The following is a 24,327-nucleotide window of genomic DNA, read 5'->3' as shown; positions in this document are numbered from 1 at the left end:
TAGTGAAGTTGGGTTTCTGGAGTAGAGTTCTTTTGTTTTTATGAAAAATTTCAGTAGTTTTCATCGCAGCGCTGATGGGTCTGTGGACTTCGATAGCATTAAGATTTCTCTTGCTAGCGCAGATAAGATACGAGCCTTATCCTATGGTGAGGTGACTAAACCCGAAACCATTAACTATAGAACCTTCAAGCCAGAAAGGGATGGTCTGTTCTGTGCGAAAATTTTCGGGCCAACGAAAAGTTATGAGTGCTTGTGCGGTAAATACAAGAAGATCAAGTACAGCGGTGTTGTCTGTGAGAGGTGCGGCGTAGAAGTCACCTCCTCTAGAGTGCGTCGCGAGCGGATGGGACATATAGAATTGGCAAGTCCGGTTGCGCATATTTGGTTCCTGAAATCTTTGCCGTCAAAGATATGTACCCTGCTGGATTTGACTCTCAAAAACGTAGAAAAGATATTATATTTCGAGTCCTATGTGGTTATAGATCCTGGAGTTACAGCGTTCAATAAGAATGATATAATCACCGACGAAAGCTACTCTGAGGCAATCCGCGAATATGGTGCAGGTTCGTTCACTGCAATGATCGGTGCCGAGGCTATAAAACACATGCTCGCCTCCCTGAACTTGGAGGAGATGGCCGTTAAACTGCGCTCTCAAGCTGCAAGTACCAACTCAGAGGTGAAAAAGAAGAAAATCATAAAGACTCTGCGCTTGGTGGAACAATTCCTCGGTTCTGATAGCAGGCCCGTGGATATGATATTAGATGTGATCCCAGTCATGCCGCCAGATCTCAGACCTCTGGTTATGCTGGATGGTGGTAGGTTCGCAACCTCCGATCTGAATGCACTCTATAGGTCGGTCATCAATAGAAACAATAGATTGAAAAGCTTAATCTATCTAAGAGCTCCGAGTATTATAATCAATAATGAAAGACGGATGCTACAAGAGGCCGTAGATGCACTCTTCGATAATGGGCGACGTACTAAAATAATCAAAGGTAGTAATAAGCGTCCTTACAAGTCTATCAGCGATATGCTTAAGGGAAAACAAGGGAGATTCAGGCAGAACCTCCTCGGAAAGCGTGTCGATTATTCCGGAAGATCAGTGATCGTCGTGGGTCCGGCGTTGGAACTTCATCAGTGCGGCTTGCCTAAGAAAATCGCACTGGAGCTCTTTAAGCCTTTCATATACTCAAAGTTGGAGCTCTATGGTATCGCTCCTACAATAAAGACCGCACGTAGAATGGTCCAAAATGAACAGCCTGAGGTTTGGGATGTCTTGGCTAAAGTTATACATCAGCATCCTGTGTTCCTGAACAGAGCACCTACTCTGCACCGATTAAGTGTCCAAGCGTTTGAGCCGGTTCTGATAGAAGGAAAGGCAATTCAGTTGCATCCACTAGTCTGCACGGCTTTCAATGCTGATTTCGATGGTGATCAGATGTCAGTTCACGTGCCACTATCAATAGAGGCGCAGGTTGAAGCACGTCTATTGGTGATGTCGACGAATAATATCCTGAATCCTGCAAATTCGCGCCCGATTATCGTGCCGTCCAAGGATATCGTTTTGGGCGTGTACTACCTGAGCCTGGAAGAAAAGTCGCAAGAAGTACATCCAACTGTATTCTGCGCTCCATGGGAGGCTGAACATGCGTTCGTTAATAAAAAGATCGCGCTACATACAAGAATTAGGTGTCAGCTCGAATTTAATGGTGAATCGCGCCTCTATACCACCACTTTTGGAAGATTGCAGCTACTGAAAATACTGCCTGAGGGTGTACCATTCGATAGTGTTAACACGATGCTTACTGTTCGTGACATCAGTAATCTAGTTGACCTGGTCTACAAGATTTGCGGTCATGGTAAGACGGTCGAGTTCGCTGATAAAATAATGGAATTAGGTTTCAGATATGCAACTCTGTCGGGTATCTCATTCGGTAAAGATGATATGGTAGTTCCAGCTACTAAAGCTGAGCACGTTAGAAAGACCAACGAAGAAGTGAAAGATTATGAATTTCAGTACCAAGAAGGTCTTATAACTAAACACGAAAAATACAATAAAGTGGTGGATGCATGGCAGAAATGTACTGATATCGTCGCGAAGGATATGATGGAAGGAATTTCGGTGTATGAAAATGTCGCGGAAATGAATTCAATCTTTATGATGGCGCAGTCTGGAGCAAGAGGTTCAGCCGCCCAGATCAAGCAGCTGGCCGGTATGAGAGGCTTGATGGCTAAGCCTTCCGGTGAAATCATTCCGAACCCAATCATATCGAATCTAAGAGAGGGTCAGGGCGTACTGGAGTATTTTAACTCCACGCATGGTGCACGTAAAGGATTGGCTGATACCGCATTGAAAACTGCAAACTCTGGATACTTAACTCGCCGACTCGTCGACGTTGCGCAGGATTCCATCATTGTCGAGGAGGATTGTGGTGCCACAGACGGATTGATGGTGCGTGCTAGCATCGAAGGTGGTGTCGTTATCATGCCACTCAGCGATAGCATATTTAGCAGAGTTTCAGCCGGGGATATAGTAGATCCATCCGATGGCTCAACTATAGTCCGGGCTGGAGAGATGTTCGATGATGCATCTATAGAAAGGATAGAGTCACTTGGAATAGATTCTGTGAGAATTCGTTCCGTGCTGACTTGTAAGAGTAAATACGGTATATGTAGGAAATGTTACGGTGCTGATCTGTCCAATAGGAAGTTAGTTTCACTCGGGGAAGCAGTGGGGGTGATCGCAGCTCAGTCTGTTGGCGAACCAGGTACACAGCTCACAATGAGAACGTTCCACGTCGGTGGCGCCGCTACCCGTAGGGTGGAGAGTTCTAGTATGGTTGCTTTCTGCAGCGGTAGGGTCAAGTTCGTAAACGCAAACCTGATCACAAATCGCGATGGAAATTATATCGTTTTAAGCAGGTCGTTCGAGTTGTTGCTTGTAGACTCATTGGGAATAGAACACTTTCAAGGAAGAGTCCAGTACGGTGGTACAGTCTACGTAAAAGAAGGGGATATGGTACCAATCGGTAAAAAATTAGCAGATTGGGATTTATATACCGTCCCAATTATCTCAGAAGCCTCAGGTAAGGTTTCGTATGCGGATATGATCGAAGGTGTCTCTTACAACGAGATTCAGGATGAGAATACTGGTATCTCAAACAAGACCGTTGTCGACTGGAAGCAAGGTGAAGCGGCTTCTAATCTGCGCCCACGCGTCGAGATCTTAAATGCCGATGGTAGCCTAGCTACTGGGCAACAGTCCAAGGAAGCGATCTATCTATTGCCACTCGGGGCAATCCTCAATGTCTCTCCCGAGGATATGGTTGAAGCAGGTGATATAATTGCGAAAATTACCAAGGAGTCAACAACGACTCGTGATATTACAGGAGGTCTTCCTAGGGTAATTAAGCTGTTCGAAGCTAGAAAAGGGAAGGTCAACGCGGTCATTAGCGAGGTCGATGGTTATGTCGAGTTCGCAAAGGATTACTACAAATCCAAGAGAAAGGTTCTTATTAGATCACGCGAAGACAGCCAGCGGGTGTATGAATATCTGGTGCCGAAAGGAAGACATCTTATTGTCAGTGAGGGCGATTTTATAAGAAAGGGTGAGCCACTGATGGATGGAGATCCGGATTTACATGAAATCTTGAGGGTGTTAGGACTAGAAGCACTTGCTGAATACATGATCACCGAAATACAGAGGGTCTATAGACTGCAAGGCGTGAAGATAAATAACAAACACATAGAGGTTATTATTAGAAAGATGCTCCAAAAGGTGGAGATCACCGATGCTGGTGATACTACGCTCCTCGTAGGTGAGCAAGTCGAAAAGTCCCGTGTGGAAAAAATCAATGAAGTAATAGCCACGCAAGGCTTGAGATGCGCTTCGTATACCCCTGTATTACTCGGAATCACCAGAGCAAGTCTACAAACGGAATCATTCATCTCTGCCGCTTCTTTCCAGGAAACGACAAAGATTCTCACTGAGGCTGCAGTTGCAGGTAAAGTTGACAGGTTGAGAGGCCTAAAGGAGAATATAATAGCTGGTAGGTTGCTGCCTGTTGGTGCTGGATATTTTATTGATAAATTGAGGCATCAATTTGCTAGTGAAGAGCAGCATGGGCAGGCCTCTGTCGAGCTTGGTGATGATATTGCTTCTGTGTGATTTTTGAATTGTGAGGTATAGTTGGTATGAGCAAAACCAGTTTCCACATATTGGATCCTAGTCCCTGGCCTATTTTCACTTCTGCGGCTTCGTGTGGTGTAGTTACGTCCGCTGCATTTTTGATGCGTTCTTCTCCGTACAGTGGACTTTCTTTCTTTTCCTTTCTTTTTCTCTTGTTGCTTTGTTTGTTCTGCTGGTGGAGGGATGTTGTCTCCGAGGGGATAGTCGATAAAGCACATAATCCACTTGTGCGCCGTGGTCTCAGGATCGGTATGATTCTATTGATCTTCTCTGAGGTGATGTTCTTCTTCGCGTTTTTCTGGTCTCTATTCAAGGCGTGGCTCGATCCAGCGTATGTTATGGATGGCCCATGGCCTACTACCAGATTGACTTGGCCGGGTGAGGGTATCACAGTTTTGAATCCCTGGAACATCCCATTCTTGAACACAATGATTCTACTGCTTTCAGGTGCGACTATGACTTGGGCGCACTATTCAGTGCTAAAAAGTGATAATAAAAGCGTGGTAAGAGGTCTCCTATATACTATGCTGTTGGGGTTAGTCTTTACTTGCTTACAGGGATACGAGTATTATCATGCTACTTTCTCATTGAGTGAGGAAGGTTATAAAGCTATTTATTCATCTAATTTCTACCTAGCTACTGGATTCCATGGACTTCATGTCATTATTGGTACGATTTTCATAGCGGTTTGTCTATTCCGTGCTAAGGCCGGACAGTTTACCCCTGAGAATCATCTAGGTCTTGAGTTCGCTACATGGTACTGGCATTTCGTAGATGTAGTGTGGTTGTTTCTTTTCACTATCCTCTACTGGCTGAGTACCGTGATTTAATTTGTCTACGTGGCCTTTGGCTCGGTTCGAGAGGATCGTCGACTCGGGGGTCCTCGCTCGAACTTGGCTCCTGTGATGGTCTCAGATATTGCTTCTGAGCTATAGCTGTAGGCTTTCGAGTTTACCCAAGCTTGTCCCACACTTTAGGTCTACGTGCATCGAGATCTGTGGGGATTCTTCCATCCTTGTCTTTATGTTCAAGGCAAATTTGTGAAGCATATTTTTTTCCACTTCAAAAATAAGCTCGTCGTGTACTTGCATCACCATGCATTCAAGTAACTCTGATTCTTCAGCTATTGCGATCATTGCTTTTCGTATGATATCTGCAGCTGTCCCTTGTATTGGAGCATTTATCGCAGATCTTTCAGCGATGCTTTTGAGTGCGTAGTTGGTACTATTTATATTTCGGATGGGACATTTTCTGTTCATCAGTGTTTTGACGTAACCGTTTATCCTGGCTGTTTCTTTTGTCGCACGCATGTATTCCTTGATTTCAGGGTACTCCTCGAAATATTGTGCTATGTACAAGGTGGCCTCCTCTTTTGATATGGAAAGTTGCTTTGCAAGACCAAAGTTTGTTATTCCATATACTATCCCGAAGTTTACCGCTTTGGCTCTGTTTCTCAATTCCGGTGTGATGTTATCTGTCTTAAAAATCTGTCTCGCCGTGAGTGTATGAAGGTCAGTTCCACTCATCAGAGCGGCTTTCAGTTTTGTGACATTCGCTATATGTGCTAGGATCCTTAGTTCAATTTGTGAGTAGTCCGCGCATATGAAAGTATGATCCTTCCTTGTAATGAAAATCCTACGTATATTCTCGTCGCGTGGGATGTTCTGTAAATTTGGATTTGATGAGCTTAGTCTACCTGTCAACGTGAGTGTTGTCGAGTATGTTGTAGAGATTCTATTTGCCCTATGCTCTCCGGATTCTATTCTGTTGATTAGGGGATCGATATAGGCACTTTTCAGTTTGATATTATGTCTCCATTTGAGCAATTCATCTGCAATTCTATAGCCTTGTATACTTAGACTTTCTAATACTTCTCCATCAGTACTTGCCAATCCTGTTTTCAGTTTTTTTTGGACTGGTATCTTCATTTTTTCGAATAGGATTTCACTCAGCTGTTTTGGCGATGCCAAACTGAACCTCTCACCAACAATATCGAAGATATTTTTTTCTATTCTCTGCAGTTCAGTCGAGATCTCCTCTGAAAGATTATTGAGGTACTCTATGTCTAAAAGTACACCATTATTTTCGATTTTTTTTACAATATTGATCAGTGGTTTATCGACTTTATAATATAGTGTGCACACCTTTTCCCTGATCATTTTTTTGACCAGCTCCAGATATAGTCTTTCCATCTTCAAAGGAAATGTTTCCGGCGAGGTTTCTTTCAGGTGCTCTGAAAAGAGATGTTCTAGGCTAGTATTTAGAGTGTTCAGAGTGTATGCCATGATTTTCAGATCTTCGAATGACTCATTAGACGGGTGTGGAAGTGCTAGGTTACCGCTATGAAAGATTTTTTTTATTGATAGATCTTCCAGTAGAGTTGTTATGCTATCAGGACATTCCTTTGTAGTGAACTGGGCTTCTTGTGTACTGAAGATAATATATTCACCATCCTGATAGATGGTCATTTTTCCTTCGTATAGGACACTTGTAATGAATCTGTCTAGTATGTGAGCATGACTTCCGACGTGTATTTTTTTCTCTGGCACGCTTTTTATGAGCTTCGGAATAAGATTCCTGAACCCATACTTCTGCAAGAACGGCAATAGTTTGTCATCACTGTGGGAGTTATATCGGATATCGTGTAGAGAGTGTTTGATTTCTATATTGTCTGCAAGTGAGACCAGTTTTTTTGACAGAGTTAGTTGGTCGCTGTATCTAAGTAGATTTTCCCTGATTCTTGATGGTGAAATTTCCTCGATTTTGAAGTTATCTATTGAACCAAAAGTATTAAGTAATTTTGCAGCTGTTTTTATTCCGATTCCTGGGACTCCTGGTATATTATCAGATGCATCTCCGATAAGTGCTAGAAAATCCGCAATCTGAATAGGGAAAATTCCAAACTTCTCCTTGACTTCATTTGTTCCGATGATTTTGTTTTTTATAGGATTGACTATATATACGTTTTCATTGACAAGTTGCATTAGATCTTTATCCGTAGACAGTATGACAATCTTCAAGTCACTTCCCTGGAATTTTTTTACTAAACTTGCAATTACGTCATCAGCCTCAAATCCGTGTACCTCCAATGAGTTCAAATTGAGGGCATCTATGCACTCCCTCAATAGAGAAAATTGTGGAGTCAAGTTCCCAGGGACTGGGGGCCTATTCGCTTTGTAAGCATCATATAGCACTTCCCGGAAAGTCGACTTACCAGTATCCAAAGCAACCACTAAATAGTCTGGTTTACTTCTCAAGTGTTTCAGAAGAATATTGATAAAACCATATACCGCACCTACAGGCAGTTCGTTGTGTGTCAGATTAGGTAAAGCGAAGTAAGCACTGAATAAGAAATTATAGGCATCGATAATCATCAAGGTCTCAGACATGTGGGTAGTGTAAGTCACTGTCAATCCAGAGATTCTACTACATCTTGTTGATTAGTCACATCTCTACCATTCGAAAGATGGAAGCCTGTATATATAACTCCTGACCGTAGCTGAGCATTGCCGATTTATTCCCAGTACAGCAACTCCGATGTTCAAAATATCAGTATCTATGCAGATAAAAGCGTACCGAAGTCCACCTCAATAGATACAACTTCATATATGCCGGCTATGAAACATTTGAACCTCCCCTAGTGAACATACAAAAATAAAACATAGTAATTAACATTATCGTGACATGCTTTATTACGGTTCCACAAAAAAATATTCACTCGATAACCACCAAATAACTCTCAGTACCTTGCATTTTATTGTGTTATAATCTCCCAAGCGCATTCTATTTTGAAATGTATAAGAAAGTTCTGAACACCGCTGTCATAGCACATGTTGATCATGGTAAAACAACTCTAACAAATAATTTATTGCGTCAGAGCAATGTCTTGGATGATCTAGGTATGGATAGGAATCCACTAGAGCAGAAACGTGGTATCACCATGTTTTCGAAAGTTGCATCCATCTACTATAAAGAAACGAAAATCAACCTGATAGATACACCAGGTCACTCTGATTTCGGTGGGGAAGTTGAGAGGATCATGTCTATGGCGGATTCGGTGTTGTTGCTCGTGGACAGCGCAGAAGGTGTGATGCCACAAACGAAGTTCGTCTTATCCAAGGCATTGAAAAGTGGTCTCAGACCTATAGTGATAGTGAATAAAGTCGATAGACCTGATCGCAGGTTGGAGGAGGTAGTTAATGAAATCTCTGATCTTTTCCTCAGCCTTGATGCAAATGATGAGCAATTAGATTTTCCAGTTTTATATGCTTCAGGGAGAGACGGTTGGTGTATACGTGATTTAAATGATCCTAAGGATAATCTTATTCCGTTGCTGGAGACAATTATGGAGTACACACCCGTCCGGGAATACGATTACAAGGCTCCATTTTCAATGCTTGTGACGATGCTGGAGAATGATAACTTTGTCGGTAGAATTTTAATAGGAAAAATCGAAAAAGGCTCCATTGCTGCAAATGCGAGTGTCAAAGCGATCAACTTAAAAGGCGAATTAGTGGAAAATGCCCGTTTGACAAAATTGCAAATTTTTGAAGGCATGGGCAAGAGAAATGCTGATAGCGCACAAGCTGGGGAAATTATAGCGATTGCGGGAGTATCCGAAGCTTCGGTTACTGATACTATTTGTGATCCTTCGGTGACTGATCCTATTGCTGCTATACCTATCGATCCGACGACTATTTCTATTAATGTTTCTGTTAATACCTCACCGCTTACAGGCAGAGACGGAGATAAGTTAACTTCCCGCGTGATACTGGATAGGCTTCTACAAGAAGTGAAAACCAACGTATCGATTAATCTGGAAGAAAAGGGCGAAGGACAGTACGAAGTGCGAGGTCGTGGGGAGCTCCAGCTTGGAGTACTTATTGAGAATATGCGAAAAGAAGGTTTTGAGTTATCGGTTTCGCGTCCGAGAGTCGTGATAAGGCTGGATGAGAACGGGCAAAAACTGGAGCCTATTGAGGAGCTGACGGTCGACTTGGATGAGGAATACGCAGGAATAGTCATGGAAACCCTGAATACCCGGAAAGGTATTATGCAATCCATGGATAACTATCCCGGCGGCAGAGTAAGACTTGTTTATCATATTCCTTCACGATCCTTGATAGGATATCATGGGCAGTTTTTATCAGATACTAGGGGTACTGGTATCTTAAATAAGGTGTTTCATGGTTACGCGCCGTATTCTGGTAAGATAGAAAGTAGATCCAGTGGGGTACTGATCTCTAATGGTCAGGGAGAAGCAGTTGCTTACGCGCTATTTAATCTTCAGGATAGGGGAATAATGTTCGTAAAGCCACAGGACCCGGTCTACTGCGGTATGATAGTAGGTGAACACAACAGAAGCAATGATCTCGAGGTCAATGTCCTGAAAGGTAAGCAGCTTACTAATATCCGCGCTGCAGGAAGCGATGAAGCAGTCAGACTTAGTCCGCCTAGAATCATGACACTGGAAGAGATGATGTCATATATCAATGATGATGAGCTTGTAGAGGTGACTCCTTCCTCACTGCGATTGCGTAAGAAAGAACTAGATCCAAATGTAAGGAAAAGGATGAAAAGGAATGATTAGATGGCTCAAATGAAGTTATCACCTAAGTCTAGGAGACGAGTAACGACAATACTCGAAGTCTTGTTCATTACAACAATAAAGGTGTTGGTTCTCCCATTAAACCTGCTTTATGTGAAAAATAAGATCGACGCATCCGTATTTATTCTTTGTGCTGTTGCACTTCAGTTACTTGTTTCGTTTTCCGCCCTCTATTCGAGCTATAGAAGAAGGTGTATTTCTTGCGCCATGGAGGATGCCAGTGCTAAGGCAGATTTACTCTTATCAAAATCTGCCACTAGCTTTCCTTCTTGTAGAACTAGGAAGAGCTTTAATAGAAACGTTTTTATTGCTGAGATTCTGATGCAGATAGCCAGTGGGGTGGGCTTAGCTGTAACACCATTCTGTTATAAATCGGGGAAGCTCGATATGTGGGTTTATATGGGATTGATGGTGGTTTTTCTTGTTATGGGATCTTTTTATTATTTTGTGATCTCTGTCGAGCGCGTTGAATCCAGAGAGAGCATTACGCGTCTCAATGAAATATTGGATTTGTTGTTACAACAGAAGCAAAGAGAAGCTAACTGCGATTCTTCTGGTATTGCTATTGAAGTAGTTGCTGGAGGGGTGGAAAAGACACTTGTGCACTAGCGGCGTATGTAGGAGTCTTGTGTATTATATCAAAACAGAAGTGCTGCGATGCTATGTTAGCCTTTCATATTCTTCACAAGGGACTGCTATAGATGTTGTTCGAACTATTGAAATCGCTGCTGACTTATAAGGGAATCTCACCTGGCTGTGGTGGTGCAATACGATTCCTTTCAAATCTTTTCGAGCAGCGCGGATTCGTAGTGACAATCCTTGAGTCCGATGGTATAAGAAATCTCCTGGTACATAATAAGGATTCGCGAAAAATTCATTTATGTTTTGCGGGTCACGTCGATGTTGTTCCTGCGGCGGATTCCGGTTTATGGATATGCAATCCGTTTGTTGGAGAAGTGATTTCTGAAACAATCTATGGTCGAGGTGTTGTCGATATGAAAGGTGCCATAGCATCTTTCATTACGGCACTTTTCGAGTTCCTGGACAATTATGACTCCCAATTAAACATTGGAGTGATACTCACTAGTGATGAAGAAATGTCCAGTAGTAATGGAATGCTACCAATGATTCGATATCTTAGGCAGGGTGGCTATGTGATACATGATTGTATAGTTGGGGAGCCAACTTGCGAATCCAAGATTGGAGACTCCATCAAGATAGGAAGGCGTGGCTCCCTGAATGTCGCTGTTTCGTATTCTGGGATCCAGGGGCATGTTGCATACCACGAAAAAGCAAATAATCCCATCCCAGAGATGTTGGATGCCCTTGTAAGGTTGAGAGATCATAAATTTGACAATGGAAATGAGTTTTTTCCGCCATCTCACTGCGAGATTACGAGTATTGATGTCGATAATCCATCCACGAATGTCATACCGGGAAAAGTTTCTACTAATTTCAATATAAGATTCAATAATCTCCAGACCGTCAAAAGATTAAAACAAGCGATAGATTCGATATTTGTAAGTAGAACCTCTGCAGTCGAAATAGTGTATTCTGAGAATCCAGCCTTGCCATTTCTATCTGAGAAAACGGCCTTTGCGGATAAGTTATCTGCAGCGATACTCAAGTGCAGCGGAATATCGGCGCAATTCACGACAAAAGGTGGTACTTCAGATGCGAGGTTTCTACGTGAAATTACAAACGTTTTGGAGTTTGGATTGCTCAATGAAACAGCTCATAAAGTTAACGAATGCGCCCCGCTGAAAGACATTCTCCTACTTAAGGAGATATACTTGGAGTTCTTAAAAAGTCTATGAGTGCTCTAGAACTCGAGCTACCCAATGGGCCCTGAAACTTCCGAGGGAAGAGTTGCAGGATGAGCAACCTACCTGATCACTCTTTAGACTCGCTCCGAGAATAACTGCTAAGAATGAATCGGTTTGAAAAATGCTCCGAGTGCTGCCTCCTTCACAGCCTCATTTAAATCAGGGTGTGAATGGCAAGTTCGCGCGATATCCTCGGCTGATGCACCATATTCCATGGCTAATACCGCCTCAGCAATTAATGAGGAGGCTGATGCTCCAATTATATGCACGCCCAGGATAGTATCGTGTTCATCTACAAGTATTTTAACAAAACCTTCTGTATCGTTCGTTGTCTTTGCCCTGCTGTTCGCGGCGAATGGGAATTTGGAAACTTTATATTGTACGTCTAATGCTTTTAGTTCCTCCTCTGTTTTTCCTACACTCGCAACTTCTGGGTGTGTATATATCACTGATGGGATCCAACCTATATGAGCAGACTTACCTGCAAGTATCTCTGCGACTGCAATTGCCTCATCTTCTGCTTTGTGAGCGAGCATCGGACCTGGTATTACATCACCTACTGCATATATTCCAGGGACACTGGTCTGGAAATTCTTGTCCACTTTGATGAAGCCAGCAGAATTTTTTTCTAATTCAATTCCAAGATCAGATGAGTATGGTTTCCTACCAATTGAAATCAATATTTTTTCTGCCGAGACTTTTTCCTCTTTTCCGTCTTTCTGGAATGATGCTGAAACTAGATTGCCACTCTCTATGCTGGTGATCCTACTGGACAGGTGAAAAGTTATTCCCTGTTTTTTCAAGGATTTCAGAAGATAGCTACTGACTTCACCATCTGAAGCTGCAGCAATCCTATCGCAGAACTCTATTAGGATGACTTTTGTGCCAAGTCTGGACCACACAGAAGCCATTTCAAGGCCTATTGCTCCGCCTCCTACGACAATCATGCTTTGCGGAACTGACTCCAGACTCAGCGCCCCTCTCGAAGAGAGGATATTTTTCTCATCGCATTTTACGAACGGGAACTCCGCTGATTCCGAACCGGTAGCAAGAACAATATATTTTGTGTGGACCGTCTCAGAGCCATCGATACTGACTAACTTCTGATTGCCTCCATTGACGATACTACCCGCTCCGCGAAATAAGGCGATCTTATTTTTCTTGAATAGGAAATCTATACCCTGCGCTAGATCTTTCACTATCTTGGTTTTATTTTCCATCATCTTTTCGAGGTTTAGTTTTACATCAGAGCACTCTATCCCCAGGGCAGCGAAGTGGTTTCTAGCAGAATAGTACGCGTAGGAGGAATGAAGCAAAGCCTTTGATGGGATACAGCCCTCATTCAGACAGGTACCTCCTAAGACTGAACGTTTTTCAATGCAGGCGACTCTCATGCCAAGCTGAGCAGCTTTGATACTGCATACATACCCGGCAGGACCACCCCCTATCACTACTACATCAAATTCTTTTGGAGGCATCTTCTGTAACTCAATGAACATAAGTGATTCAATGTTATTATAAAGATCTTTATGGCGCAATTCCCCGATTGATAGCTATTCCCGAACCTAGTCAGTTTATATGAAGCTGCTCCCATACCGAACTCAATCTGAAAAAGACTCCTTATGAGCCTTCCTTGTTGATGATGAGTTATGGAAATTGCTCAAGAGTGTTTGTATACTCTTTGCAGGTTTTGTTGTAGAATGAGGCGCTGTCAGAATTGGGTAGTATGCTTCAGTCTTCCCTTAGGAGCGCAGAGTATGGAGAAGTTACCAATCACTAGAGAGGGATATGTTAGACTCAAAGATGAGCTTGAGCATCTTGTGAAAGTCGTGAAACCCTCCATTATTGCCGCTGTTGCTCAAGCAAGAGAGTTGGGCGATCTGTCGGAGAATGCTGAATATCATGAAGCACGTAAGGAGCAGAGTTTCGTAGAAGGCAAAATCCTAGAGTTGGAGTCTCAACTAGCTAAAGCTGAGATAATAGATGTCTCACAGTTGAGTGGTGATAAGGTAAAGTTTGGGGCTTCTGTAACTGTGGAAAATTTGGAGAATGGTACCTCGACGACTTACCAGATTGTCGGTAATGTTGAGTCCAATATAAAGGAAAGAAAAATTTCACTCTCATCTCCGATAGGAAAGGCAATAATGAATAAAGAAGCTGGTGATGTAGTTGAGATCGAGCTTCCTAATGGACAGAAAATCTACAAAATCCTGAAGGTAGAGTTTAAGTAGAGTTTTGAAGCTAATCTTTAACACAAAAGCGATGGTCGCTCGTAGGAAGCGTTTCGCTGATGTCTCGAGCTCACATTATTTTCTTCTAGAGGAAATATATAAACTGCTTCTGGAAAAAATAAGTGGCAATTTTACTGATGTTCTGAACCTCGGTGCACACAGGGGAGAGATCTTACTGGCTCTGAAGGATGCTCCATACCTGCGGTTTGAGAATATCACTCATCTCGACATGTGCGACGAAATGCTTAAGTATGTTCGAGGTGAAAAAATTGTTGTAGCAGATGATAATTTCGACCTCGGAGTAAGGAAATTTGATCTTGTTATCAGTGGCATGTTTCTGCATCATGTGAATAATCTTGTGGATGTTTTTTCCTGTATACACGAAACTCTGAAGCCTGATGGGATATGTGTTGCAAGTCTATTTGGCCCTGAAACTCTTTCAGAACTGAAACAAGCCATCTTCAATGCTGAGATGGATCTGGGTTTTGTCCCTAGGGTCTCTCCGTTTATTCATATTAAGGATGCAGGCAGACTTCTTCAGAGAGTTGGTTTCTCAGTTCCGGTGGTTGCTAGTGAGAAAATAGTGGTTGAGTATTCAAGTGTGATGAAATTGTTCGATGATATACACGCAACCGCGCAAAGTGGTGCGATGTTTGGGATCGATTATGGGCTGAGTACTAGGAGAACAATCGATAGAATTATCAAGGAATATGAAAGGCTCTCCAACGGTCAGATTAAAGCAACTTTCGAAATAGTGATACTTACTGCTCTAAAAAAGGAGAAAATCTGATAAAAATGATTATTCCCTGTATGACCCGCAAGCTGATTCTTGGCGCTGGGGCGATATGTATCTCTTGCTGGAAGAAAGTTGTAAAAAATAATGGAAAGAAGTTCTAAACGTGAGGCAATTACCAAAGTGGAAAAATACATAATATATACCGATGGTGCGTGTTCAGGGAATCCCGGACCTGGTGGATGGGCAGCTATCATCATTCAAGAAGGGGTGGGTGAAAGAATAATCTCAGGAAAAGAAATCAGTACCACGAATAATCAGATGGAGCTTATTGCCGCGATAAAGGCGCTTGAATCATTTGAGGAGAAAGGACAAAGGATTACTTTATATACCGATAGTAACTATGTGTACAAGGGGATCACCAGCTGGATACAAGGCTGGATGAAAAACAGATGGTATAATTCATCGAAAGAGCCGGTCAAAAATAAGGAAATGTGGCTAAGATTACATGCTGTCTCATTGTTACATGATATCGAATGGTTCTGGGTCAAAGCGCATAACGGTGATTACTACAATGAGATCGTGGATAGGATTGCCAGACAGGAAGCGCAGAATGCCTTTCCGGAACTGACGTAAATCCTGGCTATGCTCAAGATCTGATATCGGATCCTATAATTTAATTGTGGATTCAAAGCTGTGGACCTACTATCTTAGTATGGGACTGCTCCAGTTTCATCTTTACTTCTCTCATGAATTCCGAACCTTATCAGAGTCAGATACTTAATTTCATTGTGAGGCATCGAGCTTTGTTGTATGTTGGTAGTCTTTATATGGAAAAATCTCGGAAATTTTCTGTCTATGACGCCGAGGAATTTCTGTTTTTACCTGGTATTTGATGGTAGACTGATGTCTGCTTTATTGTGATAGAGTTGCTGAAATGGAGTTTAGCCTGAAGGATAAAAGAATATTGATCACTGGTGCTTCTGGCGGAATAGGTAGTGCCATAGCAAGATATCTGCATAGTTGTGGAGCACGTCTCGTGATCTCCGGTACGAATGAGGAGAAGCTTAAGACTTTGAATTCTGCAATCAATAACGATGCACGCATCGTTTTACAGGATTTATCAGATTTGAAGAATGTTCACTTGCTCATTGAAGCCTGTAAAAATGAATTAGGTGGTCTTGATGGAATGGTCTGTAATGCTGGAATGACTGATGATAAATTGTCCTTGCGCATGAATCTCGAGTGCTGGCAGAGGATCATTGATGTGAATTTGACTTCCAGTTTTATCTTAAATAAGCATGCTGCCGCTCTAATGATGCGGGAGAAATATGGAAGGATTGTGAATATTTCGTCAGTTGTTGCGGTAATGGGGAATCCTGGTCAGGCTAACTACTGCGCGTCGAAAGCTGGAATGATAGCTATGTCCAAGAGTTTTGCCAGGGAGTTTGCTACAAAGGGAGTGCTGATTAATTGTATTGCTCCTGGATTCATCAAGACGAGCATGACTGACAAGCTTACTGATGAGCAGCACAGTCATGTTCTGAATGGTATTCCTATGAAGCGCATTGGAGAGCCTCAGGAATTGTGCGGTATTACAGCATTTCTTTTGAGTGACATGGCTAGTTACATTACTGGACAGACCTTCCACGTGAATGGTGGAATGTTAATGGTATGAACCTGACTTTGTCCCGTTGTCTTTTAATTTGGCTACGCTTCCCTAGAAAGGACATGTAGATAATCAATAGATGCGTTTTGTTTTGATTGTTTAGGTTTCGAGATCTTTATGATTAATGCACTTAATCACGATTGTATATGAATTTCTGGATCTGTTTAGCTGCCTTCCTTTTACCCTTTCTTGCTGGAATTTCTATTTTTCCACTTTTTATCGATTTGGTGAAGAAATTACTTGCAGTACAACCGATCAGTGAATACCTTCCAAGACATAAGGGGAAAAAATGTACTCCGACCCTCGGGGGCTTAGTGATTTGTACCGTAACTATCCTGGGTATAGCACTTCTCAGTGTGTACATAGGATGGATAACTTTTCCCATCATATTCGGGATTTTTTCCTATTCATGTGTGGGATTCGTGGATGACTTCACAAAGATAAAGTACGGGAGTAATGCCGGAGTGCTTCCGCGAACAAAGCTTTTATTACAGATCATCGCAGGTACTATTTGTATTTTGTTGATCAAGTATTCGGTGCATATCGAGAATCTCACGTATCTTTTTTTCCCCGGAGGACACTATCTTGATCTTGGTTGGTGTTATTACATTTTTGCAGTCCTTTTTATTGTTGGTGTCTCTAACGCTGTTAATCTGACAGATGGATTAGATGGATTAGCAATATCCACTATCTTAAGTGCACTCATAGGATTGCTAGCGATTGCGGTGTCACAGCACAATCATCAAGTGATGCTAACTATTATTATCATTGTCGGTGCCGCTGCTGCTTTTATTCCTTTCAATCTGAGACCAGCCAAGATATTCATGGGTGATGTTGGAAGTCTAGCACTTGGAGCAATTATCGCGATAATTGCGATCCTTCTTAAGATTGAAATTCTTATGATATTTTTCGGGTTCATATTCCTAATAGAAGTTTTGTCGGTGATACTCCAACTTTCAGGTTTACGCCTATCTCCAAAAAAATTTCGTATTTTTAGAATGGCTCCTATCCATCATCACTTCGAGTGTATTGGTTTCGAAGAGCGGAAAATCGTATTCATATTCTGGCTTACGTCATTAGCAATGATGATCCTCGGATTGTTGCTTTGGATTCTTTTGTGACGCTTACACGCCATTTATTCATCTGCGCTGCTGCGCTAATTCACATAGCTGTACTGGGAAAGTATGGTTTTCGTTTGTATTTTCATGTACACTCTGCTCTGGTTCTACAATGGATTCGAATAAATGCATAAATTTCTTTTTTCAGTGTGGTTTTGTACATTATTTTTTGGCGTTGTCCTTGCTGATGGATTAAAAATCGCGATAGTTGATGTAAATGCTATTTTTGAGAGTTCTCCTTCTGCTGCTGCATTGGTCAATGATATCAAGTCGAAGCAAGAGGATATCAGGGCGAAATTTGTCTCCGAAAAAGAGCAGCTAGATGCGAAACATAAAGAGCTTCGGGAACAGAAAGGTATACTTTCGGAGGAGTCCCTGAATCAGAAATTAGGCGCTCTTTTCGACGAGGCTGCTTCAGCTGAGAGACGTGCTGCTGAGGCTGCATCTAAGTTGGAGGCTGAGTACATCTCCAAGGTTGAAAATATCGGGAAAGAAGTAAAGCAGTTAATAGGGCAGCATGCTGTAGATAAAAAACTCGACCTAGTTATCAATTCTTCTCAGGCGTTGTATAGTTCTGCTGGTGTCTTGGATATCACTGCTGATGTCATTACTGCGCTTAACGAAAAATCCAGTAATGTTGCAAATGTGAGTGCCTCTGAGGTTGCAAAAGGAGATCTTTCCTCGAAAAAGCAGGACAAAAATAAGAGAAAATAAGAGAGGTTAGTCACGCTATGGGAGGCGATATTTTCTTAGATAAAGAAGGGATAAAAGCTTTGATTCCTCACAGAGATCCATTTCTATTTCTGGATGAGGTGTTGGAAGTCAATAGGGAGTCTCGTTCTATAGTTTGTCGCTGGGATGTGAGTCCGGATGCTTGGTTTTTTCAGGGACATTTTCCGGATTTTCCTATTACTCCCGGAGTCCTCATCGTTGAATCTCTTGCGCAGGCTGCCGGTGTTTATGCGATGCTTACTGTAGATCGGGAGTACCATAACAGACCTTTCTTTTTCGCCTCCATCGAGAAAGTGAAGTTTAAAAGACCTGTGTCTCCTGGGGCCCAGTTGCGCCTGCAAGCGGTTTTGATAAAGAAGTCCATGAATTTTTGGAAGTTCGATACTGAGGCTTCCGCCGGTGGGGAAGTGTGTGCTGAAGCAGTGATCATGGCAACGATTCAGGCGTGACTTCCTACATATCCTATCCTGTGCGTGGCTAGTACGCCTACCTGAGGTTTTGTGAATTTGTGACGCTCTGCTGTCTGGTTCGTGTTATAATCTCTCTGGCGCTGCTCTTCAATAGCATAGGTGTGCGAGATTTTCTATTCTGGAGAACATGTCTGTGAATCCAAATGTTACAAGGATCGAGGAATTATATACTACGCAAGGTTTGCGTAAGTTGCATGCGAGATTTTTGAAAAATTCTGTTTCCTCTGAAAGTGATGTTATTGCTCTTGCGACTGCTGTTGAGGAATTCATAGTACAGCTTTTTTGCATCAAAGATGAATTCCAGAAGAAATCTCTTTCTGTGATTAGGGCCGCTGCGATACACCTATGCAAACGAAACTTTATAGAAAGAATTGCTCTCAGGCAATACGAGAAAACTATATCACTGTCCTTAATTGAGGGGGATTTAAGGAAGTTGCTTCAGATTTCTGAGATTGATGAACTCCTTTATGCTGAAAAGGTTCTCAGCTGGCTGAAAGATCGTGAAAAATATTCCAAGGAGCTCGAAATTGCAGCTCAGTATGCACTGTACATGGTCGAAAAATTCAAGACCCGCTGCGATAAAGCTCTATTCCACCTACCCAAAAAGTTTGACTTTGAGGAATTAATTTCTCTAAATCGTGTTGAAAAGGATGGAATTCCAGTATTGGAGAAAGGGCGATGTCATTCACGTGATAGTTTTTGCCTTTCAGATGGAGGTCCAGATGAGAGCAATAGTGTTGATCATACAAATTATTGTCTTGTATGTCACACACGTAAGAAAGATAGCTGTAGAACAGGATTTAGTACCACGGATGGTCAGTACAGCAAATCTCCGCTCGGAATACTACTGAAGGGTTGTCCATTAAGGCAAAAAATCTCTGAGATGAACAAGCTATACTCAGAAGGGAAGATCATTGCAGCACTTAGCGTCGTGACCTTAGATAATCCGATGTGTGCCGCGACCGGCCACAGGATATGCAATGATTGTATGCGCTCATGTATTTATCAAAAGCAAGAACCAGTGAATGTTCCTGGGATTGAGACAGCGATCTTGAATGCAGTACTTGAGCTGCCTTATGGCTTCGAAATTTATAGCCTGTTAACGAGATGGAACCCTCTTAGAGTAGAGCAACCATTTCCGCGTGAGGATTCTGGGAAAAGGGTACTTATTTCTGGGACTGGGCCAGCAGGCTTCACACTTGCGCACTATCTCTTGAATGATGGTCATACAGTGATCGCCGTGGATGGGGCAAAGATAGAACCTCTGCCTACGAAATATGTCGGTCTGGGAGGTAAAAATTTCGAGCTCATAGAGAATGTCAACGATCTATATGAAAACCTAGATGAGAGAATAGTATATGGTTTCGGAGGTGTCTCGGAATACGGCATTACCGTTAGATGGAATAAGAATTATCTTAAATTAATCAGAATTCTTTTAGAGAGACGATCAAATTATCGTGTTTTTGGTGGCGTGTGTTTTGGTTCTAATATCTCTGCCAAGGATTGCCGTAGATTAGGTTTTGGACATGTTGCGCTATGTATCGGGAGTGGCAATCCGAATATCCCAGATGTAAAAAATGTCCTTACCAGAGGAGTGAGGTTCGCATCAGATTTCCTAATGAATCTTCAGATGAGTGGAGCTTTTAAGGTGAACTCTATCGCGACTTTGCAACTACACATGCCAGTGGTTGTAATAGGAGCCGGACTCACTGCAGTGGATTCTGCAACTGAAGCGCTCACCTACTATAAGGTGCAAGTTGAAAAATTCTTACAACGTTATGAATATCTTTCTGGGGTTTACGGCTGCTCAGAAGTAGAAAAAAACTGGGACAAAGAGGAAAAACGTATAGCTTATGAATTCCTCAGTCACGCAAGGACGTTAAGGGAGACAGTGGATAAGACACAATTCCTAAAATCTCTTGGCGGAGTGAAAATAATTTACCGTAAGCGGATTCAGGATTCTCCAGCATATCGATTGAATTTTGAAGAACTGAACAGCGCAATGCTTGAAGGTATAGAGTTCATTGAAGAAACTGAACCCTTGGAAATCATTCAAGATGAGTATGGTTTAGTGAAGGCGATAAAGTGTCTCCATAGGGGTAAGATGATTAGCATCAATGCTAGAAGCGTGATAATTGCCACTGGGACGCGCCCAAATTCTTCATTGAGGGACGAAGTCCCAGAATTGTATTCCGATATGGAGAATCTTTCGTTCTTTGGCGATCTTGATCCTAAGTATTCAGGGAGTGTTGTTGGTGCCATGGCGAGCGCAAAGGATAAATATCCCAGGATCACGGAGAGACTTATGCGAATTGAACCGACTAGCAATATTGAACATCAGAATTTCAGATGTGTGGATCCATGTGGCTCCAAGGATAGTATAAAGGAGATCAATAAGCGCTTCCTTGAGGAGATTAGTGAATTGCTGACTGCAAAAGTAATAAATGTCGCGGAATTAACCGAGAATATCTTCGAGATCCAGGTTTATGCACCGCTGGCCGCTTGGAATTTCATGCCAGGTCAATTTTACAAACTACAGAATTTCGAAGTATCTAATACCTTTCAGATAGAGCCAATCGCGTTAACTGGATCCTGTGTGGATAAGCTCAAGGGAATTATTTCCCTGATAGTGATAGAGATAGGTGCATCATCATATTTGTGTAGGTTCCTCAAGCCCGGCGAAAGAATCATTCTTACTGGTCCATCAGGCTCTCCTACTGAAATTCCATCTGGTGAGAAGGTTCTCCTTATCGGGGGCGGATTGGGAAATGCAGTATTATTCTCGATCGCCAAGGAAATGAAGCGCAAAGGTTGTCAGGTCATATATTTCGCTGGTTATAAGAAGCTACAAGATCGTTTCAAGCCTGAAGTTATAGAAGAATCATCTGATGCCGTGGTATGGGTTTGCGATGAGGCACAACTTCCGTATAACAGATCACGCGATCTTTCACTGAACTGTAATATGGTGGAAGCACTCAATAAATATAAGGCACAAGAGCTTCCAGTTTCCACTAAGATTGGTGCGATAGATCGAATTATTATCATAGGATCGGAGCCGCTTATGCGTGCAGTGCAGACTTTCATCCGCGAGAATAGGGATGTCTTGAAACCTGAAGTGGAAGTAATTGCATCTGTGAACTCACCGATGCAGTGTATGATGAAGGGTGTATGTGCACAATGCCTTCAGAGGAGAGTGATAGATGGGAAAGAGGTATACGTATATAGCTGCGTGAATCAAGATCAGGGTTTAGAGGAGACGGATTTTGATTTTCTTTCTCAAAGGCTCAGGCAGAATAGTTTAGCTGAGAAAATTACCTACCTCTACTGTAAGTCAGCAATGGAAGTGTAGTGTGGGTCGGTTGTGCTGTGGGCCAAAATTAGTTGGAGTAGGGTCCAAGATTGGTCTTCGCGACTTGAAGTCGATTGGAGCGTCTAATACGCAACAGTTATGGAAGGAGTAGGCGGCGGAGGCGGTCTCGGGGCGGTACAGCAGTCAATGATCCAGTCCAAGATGGTTGGTGGATTTTACGTGTTTAGCTGATTATTCATCAGTCTTGTGATAGAATTAAGAAAAAGTCTAATACGCAACAGTTATGGAAGGAGTAGGCGGCGGAGGCGGTCTCGGGGCGGTACAGCAGTCAATGATCCAGTCTAAGATGGCTAAGGAAGGCGGTAGTGGCGGAGTTGTAAATCTTACTGAGCCGGTTAAGGGTGTCAATACGAGTGTGGTTTCTGCGCAAACCGGTAATATTGACCAGGTTGGGCAGCAGGTTGGTGGTGCTATGGGTTTGTTATCTGGGAATTTCCTGGAAGGGATGCTAAAGCTTAGCGATCTTAGTGCCCTTGGTTTGCCGAACGTCGTACAGCAGGTTCAGGAATTTAACTCTGAGCTTTCTCAGACGGCTCATAGAGTTGCGGCCGTGCTCCGTTTGGAGGGTGTTTCACCTCCATCACATATGAGTGGGGCTGCTATTGTTGCTCCTGATAGCACTCCTAGTATGGGTTCAGGTCATGGTCATGGGTACGGTATTGAATAAAACCGAACTTCCAGTTAGATATTGATAAGCTTTTTTTATTAATGTATGGCTGGTTGGCTGCATTCACAGAATTTGCAACAGTATGTTTCCTATCTATCAGAAATCTCTGGCGGGGAAACAATGAAAATAGGTGATCATCTGATAGTGTACAATTGCGCTAGGGATTCGTTGTTCAATTATGTTTTCTGCTCGAGTGTGGTGCAAGAAAATGAATTGAAAACAATCTTGGAATATCTCGATGAGCGCCAATGGGAGATGTCCTGGTCTGTTGAGCCGGGAATGACGCTATTACGGATATATCTGAAAAAATATGGTATTCGATGTACCAGTAATCCGAAGAAAGCATTCCTCGATATTTCTCGATATGACGTTCCTGTAGATAAAATTGACTCCTCTGTGGAGCTGATTCCAATTGAGAATTCAGAGCAGCTAAAGTTATTCGATTGGCTCTCTTCAAGGATTTTCTGCCATAGAAGCGAGCTGGTATCGATATCATTCCGTGGGATTGAAAGGGCTGATTCCAATAGGCTGAGATTTTTCTTAGTATTTAAAGATGCTGAGATCGTAGGAGTGTGTGGCTTCTATTTAGAGAATCAAGTTGCCTGCTTCTATGCTGACGGCTTGGATTACAAATATAGAGGGCAGGGAATCGGTGCGCAGATGATACTACAGCGGATTGTGTTGGTTAAGGAACTTGGTTGTACGAGTGTGATTGCTCATTGCATAAATCCGATTTCAGCGGGTCTCTACAAGAAAATGGGATTCAGGATGCTTGGCTCACTGGGATTATACTACTCCGAGCCGCGTGGCAATACTGAATTACTTGGGACGTCGGAGTAGTGTACAACTACGATCTGGAAGTATTCCATCGTGGCCCGATTGGAGATTTGCACTCACGGTCGATAGTCTACTCCTATTGTGTGAGTTGAATGAGAATCCGCCACTCTGGACATTTTTCTTGAATTTATAGTCTCCTCTGTACGCTACAATTGGCCGCGCCAGACCATATTATTTTGTGCCCATACTTCATCATCCTGGCCCACAACAGCATCACAGGCGGTCTGCGCTCTAGCGCTGCTTTTTATCTGAGGTGTTTCTGCACTTATACTGCGCCTGTGCGCACGCTGGTCTAGAGTAAATTACCGCAAGAAAACTGCCGTTGCGCTTTTATCCTTCCCCGAAAATACCTTTTAGGTACTAGACGCTCTTATTTATCTGTTGCCGCACCCCTGCCGCAACCTTGTAAACCTTCACAGGCAGCCTTGCTAACTACTCCACCTGGGTTTCCTCCGTCATTTTCAAGTGAGGTATTGTTAGTAGCACAGATAGGGCCAAATAGTTGAGTAGCAGCGTTTCCGGGATTGTATAATTCACGCAGACGTATCGCAGGACTTTTCATTAAGCCTCTACTTTCAGGTGTGCTAGGGCGCGGAGCACCTGCGGTACCGGTGTTGACTGTGTCTGTTTCGTCATGATCTGAATGATCCGATTGAGTCTCGCCAGAATCACGTTGATCTTGGTGAGTAGTACTTGTTAACCAAGAGCCTGTACCAGAAGCGGACCTTGCATTATGTCCCTTATGACGGTTTTTAGTATATCTTTTCAGCATAATGCTACCTCCTCCGATTGAAAGATAGTAATCGTAAATATTATAACTAATTCTGCGCTCAAATAGCAACTTTTTACTATTAGGGCGACAGCATTTTGTGATAGC

At 42.7% G+C, this 24,327-nt stretch carries 18 protein-coding genes; 15 read left to right on the top strand and 3 right to left on the bottom strand.

The genetic code is table 11. The features are described from left to right. The first annotated feature begins 40 nt into the window (after positions 1 to 40). A complete protein-coding gene (gene rpoC, locus NHE_RS02850) occupies positions 41 to 4,168 on the top strand; it encodes a DNA-directed RNA polymerase subunit beta' (RefSeq protein WP_038559794.1) in 4,128 nt (1,375 codons plus the stop codon). A 26-nt stretch (positions 4,169 to 4,194) separates the two neighbouring features. Beyond that, positions 4,195 to 5,019 (top strand): cytochrome c oxidase subunit 3, encoded by an 825-nt coding sequence (locus NHE_RS02845; RefSeq protein WP_038559791.1) that lies wholly within the window; start codon positions 4,195 to 4,197, stop codon positions 5,017 to 5,019. A 99-nt stretch (positions 5,020 to 5,118) separates the two neighbouring features. On the opposite strand, the gene NHE_RS02840 is transcribed toward NHE_RS02845, so the two are convergent. Further along, the gene (locus NHE_RS02840) at positions 5,119 to 7,596 is read right to left on the bottom strand and encodes a DNA polymerase (protein WP_232214963.1); all 2,478 of its coding nucleotides are present in this window, start codon (positions 7,594 to 7,596) and stop codon (positions 5,119 to 5,121) included. A 386-nt stretch (positions 7,597 to 7,982) separates the two neighbouring features. Here NHE_RS02840 and typA point away from each other — a divergent pair, with 386 nt between their 5' ends. The 3 genes from typA to dapE all read left to right on the top strand — a co-directional run bounded on the left by typA (position 7,983) and on the right by dapE (position 11,614). Further along, positions 7,983 to 9,779 carry a translational GTPase TypA gene (gene typA, locus NHE_RS02835; RefSeq protein ID WP_038559785.1) on the top strand — a complete coding sequence of 599 codons (1,797 nt, stop codon included), beginning with the start codon at positions 7,983 to 7,985 and terminating at the stop codon, positions 9,777 to 9,779. Positions 9,780 to 9,788: 9 nt separating this feature from the next. Next, complete coding sequence (locus NHE_RS02830) at positions 9,789 to 10,406, top strand: hypothetical protein (protein ID WP_038559781.1); 618 nt, start codon at positions 9,789 to 9,791, stop codon at positions 10,404 to 10,406. Between the two features lie 92 nt (positions 10,407 to 10,498). Continuing rightward, on the top strand, positions 10,499 to 11,614 hold the full coding sequence (gene dapE / locus NHE_RS02825) for a succinyl-diaminopimelate desuccinylase (RefSeq protein ID WP_038559778.1): 1,116 nt from the start codon (positions 10,499 to 10,501) through the stop codon (positions 11,612 to 11,614). 107 nt (positions 11,615 to 11,721) lie between these two features. Here dapE and lpdA read toward each other — a convergent pair whose 3' ends face one another. After that, the gene (lpdA, locus tag NHE_RS02820) at positions 11,722 to 13,122 is read right to left on the bottom strand and encodes a dihydrolipoyl dehydrogenase (protein ID WP_232214962.1); all 1,401 of its coding nucleotides are present in this window, start codon (positions 13,120 to 13,122) and stop codon (positions 11,722 to 11,724) included. A gap of 258 nt (positions 13,123 to 13,380) precedes the next feature. Between lpdA and greA the strand changes: the two genes are divergently transcribed. The 10 genes from greA (at position 13,381) to NHE_RS02770 (ending at position 23,453) form a co-directional block, all read left to right on the top strand. Next, entirely contained in the window at positions 13,381 to 13,854 is a 474-nt protein-coding gene (greA, locus tag NHE_RS02815; protein ID WP_038559776.1) for a transcription elongation factor GreA, read from the top strand. A 4-nt stretch (positions 13,855 to 13,858) separates the two neighbouring features. Further along, positions 13,859 to 14,644, top strand: coding sequence for a methyltransferase domain-containing protein (locus tag NHE_RS02810; RefSeq protein WP_038559773.1), 786 nt, complete (start codon positions 13,859 to 13,861; stop codon positions 14,642 to 14,644). 126 nt (positions 14,645 to 14,770) lie between these two features. After that, complete coding sequence (gene rnhA / locus NHE_RS02805; protein WP_038560629.1) at positions 14,771 to 15,223, top strand: ribonuclease HI; 453 nt, start codon at positions 14,771 to 14,773, stop codon at positions 15,221 to 15,223. A gap of 301 nt (positions 15,224 to 15,524) precedes the next feature. After that, positions 15,525 to 16,265, top strand: coding sequence for a 3-oxoacyl-ACP reductase FabG (gene fabG / locus NHE_RS02800; RefSeq protein WP_038559771.1), 741 nt, complete (start codon positions 15,525 to 15,527; stop codon positions 16,263 to 16,265). 137 nt (positions 16,266 to 16,402) lie between these two features. Then, positions 16,403 to 17,377 (top strand): phospho-N-acetylmuramoyl-pentapeptide-transferase, encoded by a 975-nt coding sequence (mraY, locus tag NHE_RS02795; RefSeq protein ID WP_051579627.1) that lies wholly within the window; start codon positions 16,403 to 16,405, stop codon positions 17,375 to 17,377. 123 nt (positions 17,378 to 17,500) lie between these two features. Beyond that, complete coding sequence (locus NHE_RS02790; RefSeq protein ID WP_051579625.1) at positions 17,501 to 18,088, top strand: OmpH/Skp family outer membrane protein; 588 nt, start codon at positions 17,501 to 17,503, stop codon at positions 18,086 to 18,088. A 17-nt stretch (positions 18,089 to 18,105) separates the two neighbouring features. Then, positions 18,106 to 18,555, top strand: a complete 450-nt coding sequence (fabZ, locus tag NHE_RS02785) for a 3-hydroxyacyl-ACP dehydratase FabZ (RefSeq protein WP_051579623.1) — start codon at positions 18,106 to 18,108, stop codon at positions 18,553 to 18,555. Between the two features lie 148 nt (positions 18,556 to 18,703). Then, positions 18,704 to 21,925, top strand: coding sequence for an FAD-dependent oxidoreductase (locus NHE_RS02780; protein WP_038559768.1), 3,222 nt, complete (start codon positions 18,704 to 18,706; stop codon positions 21,923 to 21,925). Positions 21,926 to 22,169: 244 nt separating this feature from the next. Next, positions 22,170 to 22,613 carry a hypothetical protein gene (locus NHE_RS02775; RefSeq protein WP_038559765.1) on the top strand — a complete coding sequence of 148 codons (444 nt, stop codon included), beginning with the start codon at positions 22,170 to 22,172 and terminating at the stop codon, positions 22,611 to 22,613. A gap of 45 nt (positions 22,614 to 22,658) precedes the next feature. Continuing rightward, positions 22,659 to 23,453 (top strand): GNAT family N-acetyltransferase, encoded by a 795-nt coding sequence (locus NHE_RS02770; RefSeq protein ID WP_051579621.1) that lies wholly within the window; start codon positions 22,659 to 22,661, stop codon positions 23,451 to 23,453. 367 nt (positions 23,454 to 23,820) lie between these two features. On the opposite strand, the gene NHE_RS02765 is transcribed toward NHE_RS02770, so the two are convergent. Next, the gene (locus tag NHE_RS02765; protein WP_038559762.1) at positions 23,821 to 24,222 is read right to left on the bottom strand and encodes a hypothetical protein; all 402 of its coding nucleotides are present in this window, start codon (positions 24,220 to 24,222) and stop codon (positions 23,821 to 23,823) included. Between the last annotated feature and the right edge of the window lie 105 nt (positions 24,223 to 24,327).

The organism is Neorickettsia helminthoeca str. Oregon, from assembly GCF_000632985.1.
In the GTDB taxonomy this organism is placed as follows: domain Bacteria; phylum Pseudomonadota; class Alphaproteobacteria; order Rickettsiales; family Anaplasmataceae; genus Neorickettsia; species Neorickettsia helminthoeca.
The sequence above is the reverse complement of the archived record's forward strand: the minus strand, read 5'-3'. Positions and strand labels throughout refer to the sequence as shown.